Origin of the sequence: Clostridium sp. OM05-9, assembly GCF_003481465.1 — a bacterium.
Lineage (GTDB): Bacteria > Bacillota > Clostridia > Lachnospirales > Lachnospiraceae > Coprococcus > Coprococcus ammoniilyticus.
In genome coordinates this window covers 256,629-273,013 of record NZ_QULF01000003.1, presented here as the reverse complement: position 1 = coordinate 273,013, position 16,385 = coordinate 256,629, and the positions used below count along the sequence as shown (strand labels likewise).

General features: G+C 42.1%; 13 protein-coding genes. All 13 read right to left on the bottom strand.

Going from position 1 to position 16,385, the window contains the following annotated elements; translation table 11 throughout:
- Positions 1-255: 255 nt before the first annotated feature.
- Positions 256-1,842, bottom strand: coding sequence for a phosphatidylinositol-specific phospholipase C/glycerophosphodiester phosphodiesterase family protein (locus DXB77_RS06735; protein WP_118662869.1), 1,587 nt, complete (start codon positions 1,840-1,842; stop codon positions 256-258).
- Between the two features lie 17 nt (positions 1,843-1,859).
- A complete protein-coding gene (tagD, locus tag DXB77_RS06730) occupies positions 1,860-2,249 on the bottom strand; it encodes a glycerol-3-phosphate cytidylyltransferase (RefSeq protein ID WP_021943559.1) in 390 nt (129 codons plus the stop codon).
- 1 nt (position 2,250) lies between these two features.
- Positions 2,251-4,293, bottom strand: coding sequence for a CDP-glycerol glycerophosphotransferase family protein (locus tag DXB77_RS06725; RefSeq protein ID WP_118662868.1), 2,043 nt, complete (start codon positions 4,291-4,293; stop codon positions 2,251-2,253).
- Between the two features lie 120 nt (positions 4,294-4,413).
- Entirely contained in the window at positions 4,414-6,600 is a 2,187-nt protein-coding gene (gene ppk1, locus DXB77_RS06720) for a polyphosphate kinase 1 (RefSeq protein WP_347559477.1), read from the bottom strand.
- Between the two features lie 70 nt (positions 6,601-6,670).
- A complete protein-coding gene (locus DXB77_RS06715) occupies positions 6,671-7,330 on the bottom strand; it encodes an HD domain-containing protein (protein ID WP_118662866.1) in 660 nt (219 codons plus the stop codon).
- Positions 7,331-7,743: 413 nt separating this feature from the next.
- Positions 7,744-9,081: a citrate/2-methylcitrate synthase gene (locus tag DXB77_RS06710; protein ID WP_347465503.1), complete on the bottom strand. Its 1,338-nt coding sequence runs from the start codon at positions 9,079-9,081 to the stop codon at positions 7,744-7,746.
- Complete coding sequence (locus tag DXB77_RS06705; protein ID WP_117808847.1) at positions 9,059-9,580, bottom strand: MarR family winged helix-turn-helix transcriptional regulator; 522 nt, start codon at positions 9,578-9,580, stop codon at positions 9,059-9,061. The genes DXB77_RS06710 and DXB77_RS06705 overlap by 23 nt, the downstream gene beginning before the upstream one ends.
- A 943-nt stretch (positions 9,581-10,523) precedes the next feature.
- Complete coding sequence (locus tag DXB77_RS06700; RefSeq protein ID WP_118662865.1) at positions 10,524-11,462, bottom strand: transketolase family protein; 939 nt, start codon at positions 11,460-11,462, stop codon at positions 10,524-10,526.
- Positions 11,450-12,286, bottom strand: coding sequence for a transketolase (locus DXB77_RS06695; protein WP_117808845.1), 837 nt, complete (start codon positions 12,284-12,286; stop codon positions 11,450-11,452). The genes DXB77_RS06700 and DXB77_RS06695 overlap by 13 nt, the downstream gene beginning before the upstream one ends.
- Positions 12,287-12,316: 30 nt before the next feature.
- A complete protein-coding gene (locus DXB77_RS06690; RefSeq protein WP_117808855.1) occupies positions 12,317-13,033 on the bottom strand; it encodes an NAD-dependent protein deacylase in 717 nt (238 codons plus the stop codon).
- A 95-nt stretch (positions 13,034-13,128) separates the two neighbouring features.
- Positions 13,129-14,358 carry a CdaR family protein gene (locus DXB77_RS06685; protein ID WP_118662864.1) on the bottom strand — a complete coding sequence of 410 codons (1,230 nt, stop codon included), beginning with the start codon at positions 14,356-14,358 and terminating at the stop codon, positions 13,129-13,131.
- On the bottom strand, positions 14,348-15,292 hold the full coding sequence (gene cdaA / locus DXB77_RS06680; protein WP_117808843.1) for a diadenylate cyclase CdaA: 945 nt from the start codon (positions 15,290-15,292) through the stop codon (positions 14,348-14,350). Before cdaA ends, DXB77_RS06685 begins: the two co-directional genes overlap by 11 nt.
- Positions 15,293-15,407: 115 nt before the next feature.
- Complete coding sequence (locus DXB77_RS06675) at positions 15,408-16,385, bottom strand: hypothetical protein (RefSeq protein WP_117808842.1); 978 nt, start codon at positions 16,383-16,385, stop codon at positions 15,408-15,410.

Below are 16,385 nucleotides of genomic sequence, written 5' to 3'. Positions count from 1 at the left end.
ATCCGACATTCCATTCGCCTGCGTCTGCTGTCAGGGTGGATAGAAAACATAAAGTGTAATTTCCGTTATGATGCCTGCACCAGCTGCCGGCACAAAGCCCTTGTCTAAACCCGTAAGGGTAAGTTAGGGCGGCTGACGGCAAATAGGCGTGCGGGCAGAATAGGAAATGAAACGTGTTTTCTATCCCCCCTGACAGCAGGCACAGGCAAATAGAATAACTGATAAGCATATAAACTTATTTAAAATATGGGAGGATCAATCAAGATTCTCCCATACTGCTACCATAATTACTTTCATATTCTTCCTGACATCGAAATCCGGGAGCACATCTCCATCCTTGAAAATACGTGCCTGAATACTCTTTCTGACCGTATAGTCCTTCGCTGCATGGAATAATCCATCCGTCGAATACCACAAATTTTTTCCTTCAATGGATATGCGCAGTTTCCATCCTGCAAATCGTTTTCCCGGTACTTCGTATCCGCATGCCCGCAGTGTCTGCCCTTCGGTATGTTCCCAGATCGTCTTATCCCTGTATTCCAGATTTCCACTCTTCAACCGGGTAAGCATTCCCGCATTCTCATCTCCATCGGAAGTCTCTGGGTAATGACTGACTGCTTCCTTATGGTTGCTGTTGTACCACACCATAAACGGATATCTGCCAAATGTTTCCTTCGTTGCTTCCAGTGCTTTTTCCGTTACAAAATCTGTACAGATCATATCCACACCAAGCTGGAATAGATAATTAGCATAAACAGCATCATCTGAAACCGTATAACAAAATGCATACAGTCCAGCATCATGTACCTTACGGACATTTTCCTTTGTTACAAAATTCGTCCGCATTGCAACACTGCATATTCCATGATCCAGACAATAAGTGAGGATCGAATCCAGCTTATCGATATTTAATCCAACCAGATACATATAATTTGCAAAATGATACACGGAGTCGATCTGTTCATACATCGGCTGGCTGTATACCTGCATCAGCAGACGATCGAGCAGACCTTCATCCTGCCGGAAATCCTCCAGCATAGCGGCAACCCGTTTCTCGTTCCCTTTTTTTATATTATGGAAATCAATTTCAAATGTATAGGCAGGTTCATTCTTTACTTTTTCATAGAACTGTCTCGCGTCCATGATCGAATGTCCGTGGATCGGTATCTGCATTGCCTGTTCATATGTCATATGTGCAAATTCCGGCTTATACGAAACCCCGGTGCACTTACAATTATTCTCTGTCCAGCCATGACACAATACCAGACGGTCATCCTCCGTATAGGAAAGATCGATCTCAAACGACTGATAGCCTTCCTTTTTCCCATGTTCAAATGCCTCTGCCGTATTATGATAGGTTGTACCATCCATACCGCCAAATGCATGTGCCATCAGTTTTTTCGAGAATATCTCATATCCACAGTTTCTGCGGATTCCATGTTCATCCTCCCACTGTGCAACCAGATAAATCTCATCATCCGCAGCTTCATACAAAGATTCTACCGATGCTGCGATCGGTATCAACTGCTTGCAAACCGTGACGTCATAAAAGGAATCGTGCCAGTTATGATCCGTTCCATACCATATCCAGCCTTCTTCTGTACGCTTTCTGGCATAATAACCGATGCACTTCAGATCGGAATTGGAAAATACTGTTTCAACAGTCAAATCCCCACCATCAGTATTTGAAACAAACTTTTTTTCTTTCCCGAAGCCCAAGTCCGGAAGCCAAAATGAACGGCGGACAAAACGTTCACCGTTCTGTCTGCCGCCATTTCCATCATAGATCAATGTATATTCTTTCTTTTCCTGTTCCCGTTTCCAGGGCAGATGAAACTTCATTTTCCGCTACCATCCTTTTATTTTCCAAGATCATCTTTGATCTGGGTGGTTGAAATGTCCGGTGTTCTTGGAAGATACACGACATCACAATAGTCTTTCAGAAAATCAAACTTTCCTTCCCAGTCATTTCCCATAACAAAGGTATCAATCTTAAATTCTTTGATATCTTCTGATTTCTGTTCCCAGCATTCCTCCGGAATGACAAGGTCAACATAACGGATTGCCTCTAATAACTGCTTTCTTTCCTCATAAGAAAAATAACATTTCTTATGCTTCTGATTCCAGTTAAATTCATCTGTTGAAAGTGCAACGATCAGATAGTCTCCCAATTCCTTTGCTCTCCGTAACAGATTGATATGTCCGTAATGCAGTAAATCAAAGGTTCCATATGTTATTACCTTTTTCATATTATTCTCCTTCTCTCATCACAGCAGCGTTGATCGCCTGTGTCAGATCTTTTGCATCCTTCATATAACAAACCGGACATGCATCCCCGATCATCTGACTGATATATGCATACTGCTCTTCATTCTTCACAAATACTGCCCTCATATAAGATGCACTTACCTGTAAGGCATCCTTCAGGAATGTATTATTATTTTCTGTGATCTCTTTGTACATAAGGTCACTGATAATCATTATTTTATTTGGCTGATCCATAAATGTCAATGACAGAAGTTTTTCCGGATCTGTCACATCAAGCAATACTGCCAGATCAAAGGCAGCACGTCCCAGAAAACGCCTGACTGCTGCTGCATAATCATATTTCCATACGGACATTGCCTGTCCTATCGTAATCTTCCCACTTTCGTAAAGCTTCTTCGCTGTATGTCCCATCGCACTTGGGAAATAATCAGCGGTTGTTCCGATAACCGGAACTTTATTCAGCAACGGATATGCTGAATCCTTATTCTCATTGACCATATCCTGATTGCAGGAAATAAATAATTCCACCGTATCACTTCCGGCACAGTTTTCCGCTGTTTTTCTGAGCCACTGTGTCTCCGTACACTCGGACAGTGCATCTGAATAGATCATTACTTTCTTTTTCTTATTTTTCGGAATCGCTTCTACTTCAACTTCATCCTCGGTTCCCAGGAATAAACTGCAGAGCTTGTGCGCATTCTCAACAGAATCGTAAGCACAGAACTCCTGATATGCTGCTTCATCATCATAGGTCTTACCACGGTTGATCGCCGCAAGTACCTCTTCCGGTGTTACTGCCTTATCAAAAGGAAGCTCCATCAGATCCATATAAGTGCCACGTTTCTTACGATACAGCTCATAGTCAGCGCAATATAAAACAATCTGCCGGCGAAGTGCCAGATAATCATAGAATACACTGGAGTAATCCGTGATCAGTGCATCCGTCAATGCCAACAGCTTATAGCTGTCCACTGTCGGAGGAAACTGGCGGATCCTCTTAAACTGACTGTAATCCAGCGAATCGCTGACTCTGTGATGCAGATTTACATACAGGATCTGATCCTCTCGGAGATTTGCATCCAGATAATCCAGAAGCTCCTTTGATTCCGCAACAACCTGATCGACCTTAAGGTAATCCTTCCAGGTTGGCATGTAGGCATAAATGTGCTCCCCGTTCGGTGCAAGCTTCTTGCGCAATTCTGTCTGGTCACTCTGCGCAGCCTCTAACATACCACCGGTTCTTGGATAACCGAGCTTTAAGACCTTACCCGGCATCAGGTCTGCAACCTTATAGGATTCCAGCATATGTTTTTTTGTATAATCATTTGGATATAACAGATAGTCTGCATCAATGAAATTGCTCTGCTGAATGCCATTCTTATGCTTTCCTTTTGCATTCTTTGCAAGCCCCAGCTTTTTAAGCGGGGTTCCATGCCAGATATTAATGTACATCTGACCTTCTTTCTTCACCCATGCAGCCGTTAAATACACCTCAGTCAGAAGAAACTGTGCCGTTTCGATCAACTCCATATAGACAGAATCCGGAGTCACCGCTTCTGTACGGCTCCATCCGTTCTGTCTGATATAGGTCTTTACAATCTCTTCTGTATCTTTGGCTGTTTTGACATAGATATGAAAATCTTTAAATGCATCGTTATGATTTAATTCATTTAAAATATACTGCATACTGCCACGGACATTTTTTCCGAGTCCCATCAGTACAACCCGTCCCGGTACGATCTTACTGTCATAGTAATAATCGGTCACCGTACGCTTGCCGACCGGAATCTGGTTCTCTTTCGCCCATGCCTCCATCTGCTGTAAACTGTTTTGCCGTTCCTGATACTCCGGTGTTCCTTCTCCGGTTACAGCATGATAATCCACCAGTCCATCTGTTGATGGCTTCTTCCATGTATCTGTCTGAATTATGGAAGCCGGTTTCTTTTCCTGACCTGCATCTATATTCTGCGGCTTTTTTTCTTCCTTTACATGCCGCTTAAATAATCCTGTTATCGAAAGCTTCATATCGTGTTAAAACTCCTTATCTTTTTAACCTGTTTTACCACTTATAGTATATCTATTTACAGGTAAACTTTCAATAACATTTTCCCCTGTGTCAGGTTCTATTTTCTGACTTTGTCTGAATTACACCGTCTGTTTCTTCTCCGTATCCATATCCTGCTTTCTTAAAAGCTGATGAAAAGCATCTCCGGCTTCCATATATGCTTCCTCGTAAAAATATTCCTGTGAATTTAAGACAGGTTCCACCATTGACAGTTTCTGATAACTGCCATCCGGCTGCTGCTCTCTGGCTTTCACATTATCGCGAAGCATCGTTGCAAACATCTTCCTGACTTTATTCTTCACCGTCTCATCATAAAGCGGCGCTGCGACCTCCACACGACGAAGTGTATTTCTCGTCATAAAATCAGCCGATGCGATATATACCTTATCCCTGTCATGCGTTCCGAAAATATAGATTCTGGAGTGTTCCAGGAAACGTCCTACAATACTTACAATATGAATATTATCGGTATCGCCCGGTATTCCACTTCTTAAGCAGTTAATGCCACGTATCACCATGTCGATCTTTACTCCGGCTCTGGATGCATCGATCAGCTTATCTATGATCTTCTTATCCGTCAGTGAATTGATCTTGATTCCGATATAGGCGGGCTTTCCTTCCTTTGCGATCTGAATCTCATTCTCGATCATGGCAAGAACCTTATTCTGGAGACATTTTGGTGCAACCAGCAGATGTTCCATATCTTCTACTACAGAACCAAGCAGGATCGCCTGAAATACCTTTGCTGCTTCTTCTCCAATTCTCTTATCTGCTGTGATCAACGACAGATCCGTATATAATCTGGAAGTCTTTTCGTTATAATTTCCGGTTCCGACCTGCGTAATATACTGAATCTCATCTCCGACCTTTCTGGTGATCAGACACAGCTTTGAATGAACCTTTAAGCCATCAATTCCATATACGACATGGCAGCCTGCATCCTCTAACGTACGGCTCCACTCAATATTATTTGCCTCGTCGAATCTCGCCTTTAATTCAACCAGTACATCGACCTGTTTGCCATTTTCAGCAGCTTCGGTCAGTGCCTCTACCACCTTGCTGTTTCTTGCCAGACGGTAAAGTGTCATACGAATAGAGATAACCTCCGGATCACGGGCAGCCTCCTGAAGCATATGCAGAAATGGTTTAATGCTCTCATACGGATAGGATAATAAAACATCATGATCCAAAATCTGTGGTATGATATGTTCATTGCTCCTTAACATCGGAGATGGCTGTGGGACACGTCTCTGATAGACCAGATTTGCATCTTTTCTCAAAATATCCTCAATCTGAAACAGGAATGAAAGATCGAGCGGAGCCTGATTTAAGAACACATGTGGCTCTTCCATCTCTGCATACTCGCATACTTGCTTTATCATTTCTTCATTGATATCACGGGATAATTCCAGTCGTACCGGTGCAAGCTTTTTTCTGAGCTTTACGATCTGTGCCATCTTATCTCTGTAGTCAAGATCTTCATCATAGACTGCATTAAAATCAATATCCGCATTTCTCGTTACGCGGATCACAGATTTTTCCAGAACCTTATAGTCCTTATACACCTTTGGCAGGAAATGCAGGATCAGCTCCTCGACCAGCATATAGGTATCATCCTTCGTCGGAATCCGGATCAGTCCTGGAAATACAGAACTGCTGCATGGAATGATCCCTATTTTTTTCTTACCATTCCTTGTGCCAAGAACAGCAAGCGCGTAGATCTCCTGTCCCTTCAAAAACGGAAATGGCTGCTTTCTTCCAACGATCATAACCGATAACAACGGTACGATTTCTTTCATGAAATATTCTTCCAGATATTTGCTCTCTGATTTTGCAAGTGTTTTAAAATCCGTCAGATGGACGCCCTTCTCCCCAACCTCTTTCATAATAGACGCATAGATGGCATCCTTTCTTTCGTTTAGTTCTGCAACTCGTTTTAAGATTGCCTTGATCTGCTCTCCCGCTGTCATATTCGTCTTATTCTCCCGGAGTTTCTGGCTTAACAGCTTCTGATCTTCCAACGAACCGACACGCACCATAAAGAATTCATCCAGATTGCTCTGAAAGATAGACAAAAATGTCATCCGCTCGCACAATGGAACACTGGTGTCCTCGGCTTCTTCCAGCACTCGTTCATTGAATTTCAGCCATGATAATTCACGATTTTCATACAATCCGATATGATTCACCTTTTTTACCCGCTTTTCTTGCTGTATTTTCTCATTTGCCACTTCTGCATTTTTCAGATTCTTTTCTCCGTTATTCATTCTTTTTATCGCTCCTGTTATTTTCTCTTTTATGTACTGAAATATTCTTTGAATCGCCATACACCCCCTGTCAGATTACCCGTTGTTTATTGATCGTAAGCCAGAATTCCAGCCCAAGCACCTCGGCTGATTTCCTGCACAGGATCATACGTTGTAAAAAGATCTCAAAATAATCCATAACGGCACACATAGATTTATCGATCTTTAATTTCAGCTCAATATGTGAATCCCTGGTAATCTTCAGTTTGTTTTCTTTTACGGCATAGTTCACTCTGTCATGAATATCAAAGGATGAAATATCCGTATTTCTGACTCTCGAATTTCTCACATCACTTTTATCCGCGATCAGCAATGCTGCTGCAATCGGATTTACCGGAAATGCCGCCGACTCATCGTGATTGCCTATTGCTGTTATGATCGTCGCTGTATCCTCCGGATCTGCACCCATATCGTCCAATATTCGAAACGCCATGACCGCACCGGACTGCGCATGTCCTTCCCGGTTCACAACATTTCCGATATCATGCAGATACCCTGCAATACTCGCAAGCTCTGCTTCGCGCTCGGAATAGCCAAGTGTCAGCAGTATCTCCCTTGCTGTCTCTGCTACACGTTCCACATGTGCAAATCCATGCTCTGTATATCCCATTGCATGTAAGGATTCGTCTGCCATCCTTATATATGTCTGAACCGCTCTGTTCTTTTTTACATCTTCAAATGTTACTTTCATACGTCATCTATCTCTCTTCTGCTTCACTGTTCTTCAATTTACACCATCCCATTTTTTGCTGCTATCAATCACTTGAAAATTCTTTGTAAAATTGTAGTAAAATCATTCATTTTCGATGTATTACCAGCATCCCCAAATGATTCCCCATATTTTCAGCACTTTCGGGTCCCTCTGAAAAGCACCCGAAAATTTTACATTTCTTTCTAAGTATATGTGATCCGTTGCATTTCTATTTATGTAAAATGTATGTTTATGCAGATTCCTTCTGTATATTTTCTTCTGTATTATCTGATTTATTTTATAGTCGATACAGCGATCCATACATAAAAACAGACAGATTATAAGAACCTCAATGGGCTCTTATAACCTGTCTGTTCTCATGTTATAAACTACGCTTTGTTTTTGGCTTTTGTTTATATCTGGGGATTTTTCTCCATGATACTCATGTATGCCGGACGCATGATCCGGTTATTCGTGATCAGCTCCTCGATCCTGTGTGCGCTCCATCCAACGATACGTGCAACTGCAAACATCGCTGTATAAAGCTCCATCGGGATTCCCAGCATGTCATATACAAATCCGCTGTAGAAATCCACATTTGGACTTACACCCTTGAAGATCTTGCGCTGCTTTGCGATCAGCTCCGGGGCAAGCTCCTCTATGTTCTCATACAACCTGAGATCTTTTTCCCTGCCCTTTTCATGAGCCAGCTTAACGACATAATCCTTGAACACCCGCTCTCTCGGATCTGACAAGGAATATACGGCATGTCCCATACCATAGATCAGTCCCTTATTGTCAAATGCTTCCTTGTTCAGGATCTTGCTTAAATATGCTTCTATCTCATCTTTATCTTCATAGTCTTTTATATGTCCGCGAATATTATCCATCATTTCCATAACCTTGATATTGGCACCACCATGCTTTGGTCCCTTTAAGGATGACATAGCAGCCGCCATTGTGGAATAGGTGTCCGAACCGGAGGACGTAACAACTCTTGTTGTAAAGGTTGAATTATTACCACCACCATGCTCCATATGAAGGATCAGTGCCGTATCAAGTACCTTTGCCTCTACCTTGGAATATTTCTTATCCGGACGAAGCAGCATGAGAATATTCTCAGCCGTTGACAGATTCTTTGCCGGACGATGGATGAACATACTGTCATTCTTTACATAATGATTATATGCATTATATCCATATACAGCCAGCATCGGAAATTCACTGATCAGCTGGATACACTGACGCAGAGAATTATTCACACCGGTATCCTTTGCATTCTTATCATAGGATGCAAGCGTCAGGATACTACGTGTCATGGAATTCATGATATCCTCTGTCGGCGCTTTCATGATAACATCTCTTGTAAAATTCGATGGCAGCGTACGAAGCCCACCGATGATCTTCTCAAATTCATGCTGTTCTTCTGCATTTGGCAGCTCACCCATCAACAGAAGATATGCCACCTTTTCAAACCCCAGTTCATCTTCTCCCAGACTTCCGATCAGATTCTCCACCCGATAACCCCTGTACCAGAGTTCTCCATCACAAGGTACTTTCTTGCCATTCTGCACCTTAGAGGATACAATCTTTGAAATATTCGTCAGACCGGTCAATACACCAACTCCGCGGTCATCGCGAAGTCCGCGATTTACTCCATATTCATCATATAATCTTGGTGCGATATAATCATTTTTCTCGCATATCTTTTCCTGTATTGCCACATACTCATTCATTTTCATCAGACTCATCATCGTTCTTCACCACCTGCATTTCTTCAATCTCACTCTCCATAACCGTATCCAGCTCCTTCATCAGGATCAACAGATTGATCATATTCTCTTTGCCGAATTTGTTAATTACATTTCCGTAAAAGTCCTTAATGATCGTTTCCTGCTCATGAAGCTGTTTCGCACCGGCATCCGTGATCGTTACATAAGTGCCGTCCGTACCATTTCCATCATGTGACCATTTGACATAGCCGCAATCTCTGAGATCCCTTACCGTCTTTGATGTCCTGCGAATGCTCATCTGCATCCGGACGGACAGATCAGTCAGATATGCCTTGCCGCCATAAATAGCAGAATCCCCGCTGATCGCCTCTATACTTTGCAGCGCGACATATTCCGCAACACTTAATTTAGAAAATAAATGCCGTACGGAGTCCCTGCTCATCATGTATTTTCTGTAGGTAAATTCATTCGATAATTTCGTAATATCAATTTCCTGTTCGACTTTCTGTTCCTGCATAAACAACCTCCCTTTCCGGTACACATATAAAAGCCCCTGTTATCACTCCAACGTATATTGTTTCACTGAATTGTACACAATAACAAGTATAAGTGTCCCTTTGCTCTGTCAACTCTCTGTCCCTATGTAGTTTTATTTCCTGATCTTTTTATAGATTTTTCGTATCTGTTCCAAACATGAACGGAACAATGAATGAAAAGATTTTATTGAAATAATAGATTTAAATATACTCTACTTGATATGATAAATGAAACTTCCGGCTTCTGTCAACCGACTTTATCCTTATTTAAGAACTGCGCCGAAAATTTTAGAATTATGATAGAGAGGGATGGCGGCAGACAGGAATCCATGTAAGATACACATATATAGTTTTATTTGCAAGTAGCTGCCCTTAATGAATTAAAAATGAATAAGAATATACATATTATTCCGTAAGACGCTTCCACTCGTATCCTCGTGCAGCGGTACATAAAGTTGCAAAAGACGCAACTTAAGTACCGGCCTCGGATAAGGCTTACTCCATAATAGTATATCTCTCATCCATTTTATTCATTAATGGGCAGCTCAATATAATCTATACTCTACATATGTGTATCTCATTTTATTGCCCTGTCTGCCGCCATACCCTCTATCTATAAAAAGCAGCGTTATAAAGGCACTTAGATACAAAAATAAAGATACATTATCATCATGCAGCAAGCACGTTCGGACACGAATACTTAAAGTACAAATGGAAAATAGCATTACTATTATGTAGCAAGCCTTTTCCAACGCCGGTTCTTAGTGAGTCGCCATAGGCGAGGAACTTAGTACCGTTGCGTTGGAATAGAGTGCAAACGACTTGCGTAATAATATGTAATGTATTTTCCATTTTGTTTCAAAGGCTCCCGAACGTGACTTGCGTAATAATAAATAATGTATCTTTATTTTTGTTACATAGCCTTTATAATGCTGCTTTGATCTGCTTATAGATGCCCTCTGCGTCGAGTTCATACTTATGAAGCAGGTCCTTTGCCGGGCCGGACTCACCGAAGGTATCGCGAACACCGATCCTTGTTACCTTAACCGGATTCTTCTCTGCCAGACATTCCATAACCGCTGAACCGAGTCCACCGATGATCGAATGCTCCTCTACCGTGAACACTCTGCCGGTTGCCTGTGCTGCCTTTACGACAAGTTCCTCGTCAAGCGGTTTGATCGTGTGGATATTGATCACCTGTGCATCGATACCGTCCTCTGCCAAAAACTTCGCAGCTTCTAAGCTCTCAGATACCGGAAGTCCGGTTGCTATGATCGTGATATCCTTTCCAGGCCATAATTCTACGCCCTTGCCGATCTCAAACTTGTAGGTTGTCTCATCATTAATGACCGGTACTGCCAGTCTTCCAAATCTCATATAGACAGGTCCTACATATTCATATGCTGCCTTTACGGCTGCTCTTGCTTCTACATCATCACATGGATTGATAACCACCATGCCAGGGATCTCTCTCATCAGTGCAAGATCTTCATTACACTGGTGGGTTGCTCCGTCTTCTCCTACGGAGATACCTGCGTGAGTTGCTCCGATCTTTACATTCAGATGTGGGTATCCGATACTGTTTCTTACCTGCTCAAAAGCTCTGCCTGCCGCAAACATCGCAAAGGAGCTCATAAACGGCACATATCCACAGGTTGACATTCCGGCTGCGATGCCTGCCATATTACATTCTGCGATACCACAGTCTACATGGCGTTCCGGAAATGCTTTCTTGAAGATTCCGGTCTTTGTTGCTGCTGCAAGGTCTGCATCCAGTACGATCAGGTTCTCATGTTCTTTTCCAAGCTCAACCAATGCATTACCATAGCTGTCTCTTGTTGCGATCTTCTTTACTTCTGACATAACACGTCACCTGCCTTTTCCAGTTCTTCCATTGCAATCGCATACTCCTCGTCATTCGGAGCTTTACCATGCCATCCCACATTGTTCTCCATGAAGGATACTCCCTTACCTTTTACGGTATGGGCGATGATCGCTGTCGGCATTCCCTTGGTTGCCTTTGCTTCCTTGAATGCTGCATCGATCTGATCAAAATCATTTCCGTCGATATTAATTACATGGAAATTAAATGCTTCAAACTTCTTATCGATCGGATATGGGGAACATACATCCTCAACGGTTCCGTCGATCTGAAGGTTATTATTATCTACGATCACTACAAGGTTATCCAGCTTTCTGTGACCTGCAAACATAGCAGCCTCCCAGATCTGTCCCTCCTGGATCTCTCCGTCTCCGCACAGGCAGTAGGTTCTGTATTCCTTACCGGACATCTTTGCTGCAAGTGCCATACCGACTGCTGCAGAAAGTCCCTGTCCGAGAGAACCGGATGACATGTCCACACCAGGAATGTGCTTCATATCCGGGTGTCCCTGTAAATAAGAACCGATATGACGCAGGGTCAGAAGATCCTCAACCGGGAAAAATCCTCTCTCAGCAAGGGCTGAATAGTAACCCGGTGCTGTATGTCCTTTGGATAATACAAAACGGTCTCTGTTCTCATCCTTTGGATTCTTCGGATCCACATGTAATTCCTCAAAATAAAGATAAGTAAAAATGTCTGCTGCTGAAAGTGATCCGCCCGGATGTCCTGCTTTTGCAGAATGTACGGAGGAAACAATTCCCTTACGGATGTCAACAGCCTTTTTTTGAAGGTCTAGTTTGTTCATGTCTTTCTCCATTTCGTTTTATTTTCATTTTTATAATTGTCCCAGCACTTTTCCGATCTTGTCAGCGATCAGAAGATCTGCCTGACTGTCCGTCTGTGTCGGCGACATATTAATAACTACCAGGTGTTTTCCTCTGAAATACCGAATCAGTCCGGCGGCAGGATAAACAACCAACGAGGTTCCGCCAATGATCAATGTATCTGCCTCCGAAATATACCGGATCGCATTCTCAATGTCGTCATTGTTCAGACCCTCTTCATATAATACTACATCCGGCTTAATTATTCCACCACAACTGCATTTTGGTACACCATCTGATTGAATAATATAATCCAGATCATAGAATTTGTGACATTTTGTGCAATAATTTCTATGGATCGAACCATGCAGCTCAATCACATTCTTACTTCCTGCCATCTGATGCAGGCCGTCAATATTCTGTGTTACGATCACTGCAAGTTTCCCCTGCGCTTCCAGTTCTGCAAGTTTTTTATGTGCCATATTCGGCTTTGCATCTTGATAGATCATCTTATCCTTATAGAAACGGTAAAACTCTTCCGGGTCACGCATATAGAAGCTGTGACTGATGATCGTTTCAGGTGGATATTTGTATTTCTGATTATACAATCCATCCACACTGCGGAAATCCGGAATCCCGCTCTCTGTAGAAACACCCGCTCCACCAAAGAAAACCATACGTTCCGAACCTGCAACAATTTCTTTTAACTTTGCAATTTTCTCATTCATTTGTTCCATATATCAGTCTCCCTTCTGCATAATACAGGATCAGGCAATAGCGCAACCTTCCTATTGTAGTTCTACTATTGCCTGTCCTTGCTGTGTCACGGCATTGCCGTAACTTCTATATCCACTTTACAGGTACTGTCCACTGTGTATGTATCGCTGTCTTTTATCGACAGCTCAACCGTATTTGCACCAATGGATAATGTTTCCGCATCAATCGTTATCTTCAGATCCTTCGCTGTAAGCTTGGCAACCTCATCAGAAAGCCCTGATATCACAACTGTATTTCCCTCCGGAAACTGAACAGCATAATCATAGTCCGTCCGTTTATTCTCAATCGTAATATCATTGGCTGATATCGTCATTGTTCTGCTGATATTCCGTTCAATCGCTACATGGACGCTGATGCTTGTATTCTCATCTGCCAGAACAACTCCATCAGGCAAATACTTGGATATCTCGATCGTACTTTCCAGATCTTCACTGCATCCGGATACATCGATATCATCTACTGTTATCTCCATGAGATTCTGCAGCACATCTGCCGGTCCTCCAACTGTTATTTCATTCGGCACATATTCTACGTTCACTACTTTATAATTATCTGCCGGAACACCGGTTGTGTCCAGCTTTACTGCTACCGTTTTCGTCTTATAAACCGGTATAGTTACAGACACTCCGGTCACCTTGCTTTCCAGCTTCTTACCGGATACCGCGTCACCATTTGCATCATAGAAGATTGGTGTGCAGGTTGCTGTTACATCTGAAGTCCGTCCGGATACGTCCACCTGTACCTCTGCCTTCTCAATCCGTTCGATCACGCTTGCTGCTCCCTTTACCGTTATCAGATTCGGCGTAGATACCGGAATACCGGTCGTATATCCTTCTGCCGTTTCACCCTTTGTCGTAACCGTTACCGGCAGGGATGCCGTCTGTTCCTCCTCCAGTTCTACCTGGAGTACATTATCTACGATCGTAATGCTGATATTGTTATTTACAGACGATGAATTCGCTGTCACCGTAATATTTACAGCATTTGTGATCGACAATTTTGACATATCCGCAACTGCTGTAAAATCAGAAGCTCCAAGTGCATTTACAACTGAACGTCTGCCCTTTACGATGATGTCCACTGTTTCACCGGACACAATATCATACAACTGATTCTTGTCCGTAATCGCATCTGTATTGATCAGGGTAACCGGTATATCTCTGATCTGCCGTGTGGTTGAATAATCATCCACATTTAAAACTGTGACCCAGACAACAAATCCAAGGATCAATGATAAGAGTTTCCATCCCCAGTTACTGAATAATTTATCTTTCATTGCCGTCAGCCTCCTTTCTCTTATCAGAAGACTTTCCACTTTTTACATTACCTGAACTGGTCTTTTTCTCAGTACTCTTCTTTTTGCGTTTGCCATCCCTCTGCCGGCGTTCATCCTTTTTCTTTCCATCCTCCTGATTTAACAGTTCCAGATGGTTCCGGACACTTTCTGTATCCAGGTTTCGATACAGCTCGCCACCCTTTGCGATCGAGATCGAGCCGGTCTCCTCTGATACGATCAGTGTTACACTATCGGACACCTCACTGATACCTACACCTGCACGATGTCTGGTTCCCAACTCCTTGTTGATAGAGAGATTGGCTGACAATGGAAGATAACAGGTTGCTGCAACCACTCTGTTATTTCTGAGGATGACTGCACCATCATGAAGCGGTGTATTATGCTCAAATATATTAAGCAGAAGCTGGTTCGTTACAACCGCATCAACAGGGATTCCCGTATCAATATATTCACCCAGTGCGACCTTGTCTTCAATAACGATCAATGCACCTGTCCGGTTCGCTGATAAAACAGTTACTGTCTTGATCAGCTCATAAATCGTTTTGTCACTCAACTTTCTTTCATCTGCATCTTCATGCATGATATAATCAAAAAATTTCTTTCGTCCAAGTGTTTCCAGACCTCGCCGGAACTCCGGCTGGAATAAAATGATAACTGCCAGAATACCTATGCTGAACACATTTTTCAATATATACAGAATCGTATTAAACTGGAACAGGGATGCCAGAATCGTAAATAACAGGATTAGAACAATACCCTTTAACAGTGTCCATGCACGATTGCTCTTAAACCACATCAGTATCTTATAAATCACATATGAAAGGATCAGGATCTCAATAATGTCACTGATATCCGGTGTGGTAATGTAAAACCAGTCAAAATATGTTCTCATAAATGCCAGGATCTTATCCATTCGATATCTCTCCTTTCTGAATATTCCGGATATACAAAGGCTGTATCAGCCTTCCTATATGGTGGGATAAAGATATGACCTGACAAAAACGTCAGGTCATATGCAAGAATTCATTTTACCTCGTAACACCACTTACTGAATCTTCATCAGCGATATTCTGTGATACTGTATTGATCTTTTTTACGTTCTTCTGCTGTTTCGTCATAACGATCTTTGGAACAGCTTTTACATAATAATAATATTCCTCATCTTCAAACTGTGTATTCTCCACTCTTGAATAATCCACAACTGTTTTGAAGAACTGCGCTACAACCGCAATAATCACTGCACAGATCGAACCCAGCAGAATCTCTCCAATCGAGATGCTTGCATTGAGTACAACATTTCCAACCAGGAATAAGATAATCTCAAACAGACCACCAACAATAATTGCCGCATACCATGAATATTCAACCGATAATCTGTATATCACATGCGTAATAATAAGAACAACTGCAAATACAACAATCGTAAGCAGAAGATCTTTATTATCAATCAAATGCTGGAATATATATTTATAACTTTCAAGCATATTTTCTGTATCTGTTGTCTTACTCAGTTCTGCAAGATAATTGGATGCATCTAATGAAAAATAATAGAAGACAGCACCAAAAGCTAACGGAACGATCGCGATCGGTCCTACAAACATACCTGCAAGAATCGGAAGCACATACTGCATTTTAATAATGAAAAATAATGGGGCATACATGACCACCCATGTTGCTTTCGGGAAAAACCGGATATACAGGCAATACATGATAATAAATAAAACAATAAATGATATGCCTGTTTCTTTATTGCCCGAAAAATAATTCATAAATGCAACAACTCCACCAATTGCATAAGTAAGACTTTCCGGAATAAATGCACATACAACAGCAAGAAGAAAAATAACCAGCCCGCTGGATATCGTTTCATTATGTCCGCCTGTAATATGTACAATGGACCAGAACATCAGCAATGCGAGAATGAACCGGATAGCCGGTGCTACGATCCTATCGTATTTACTGCAAAAATTCTTAATTCCATCTCTGAATGTCAAAAGTGATGCCAT

Coding starts and splice junctions, on each gene's coding strand:
- DXB77_RS06725 (WP_118662868.1), bottom strand. CDS start 4,293: ATGAAGCTTTCGATAACAGGATTATTTAAGCGGCATGTAAAGGAAGAA.
- DXB77_RS06675 (WP_117808842.1), bottom strand. CDS start 16,385: ATGGCATCACTTTTGACATTCAGAGATGGAATTAAGAATTTTTGCAGT.
- DXB77_RS06735 (WP_118662869.1), bottom strand. CDS start 1,842: ATGAAGTTTCATCTGCCCTGGAAACGGGAACAGGAAAAGAAAGAATAT.
- DXB77_RS06685 (WP_118662864.1), bottom strand. CDS start 14,358: ATGAAAGATAAATTATTCAGTAACTGGGGATGGAAACTCTTATCATTG.
- tagD (WP_021943559.1), bottom strand. CDS start 2,249: ATGAAAAAGGTAATAACATATGGAACCTTTGATTTACTGCATTACGGA.
- DXB77_RS06715 (WP_118662866.1), bottom strand. CDS start 7,330: ATGAAAGTAACATTTGAAGATGTAAAAAAGAACAGAGCGGTTCAGACA.
- DXB77_RS06695 (WP_117808845.1), bottom strand. CDS start 12,286: ATGAACAAACTAGACCTTCAAAAAAAGGCTGTTGACATCCGTAAGGGA.
- ppk1 (WP_347559477.1), bottom strand. CDS start 6,600: ATGAATAACGGAGAAAAGAATCTGAAAAATGCAGAAGTGGCAAATGAG.
- DXB77_RS06710 (WP_347465503.1), bottom strand. CDS start 9,081: ATGAGTCTGATGAAAATGAATGAGTATGTGGCAATACAGGAAAAGATA.
- DXB77_RS06700 (WP_118662865.1), bottom strand. CDS start 11,462: ATGTCAGAAGTAAAGAAGATCGCAACAAGAGACAGCTATGGTAATGCA.
- DXB77_RS06690 (WP_117808855.1), bottom strand. CDS start 13,033: ATGAATGAGAAAATTGCAAAGTTAAAAGAAATTGTTGCAGGTTCGGAA.
- DXB77_RS06705 (WP_117808847.1), bottom strand. CDS start 9,580: ATGCAGGAACAGAAAGTCGAACAGGAAATTGATATTACGAAATTATCG.
- cdaA (WP_117808843.1), bottom strand. CDS start 15,292: ATGGATAAGATCCTGGCATTTATGAGAACATATTTTGACTGGTTTTAC.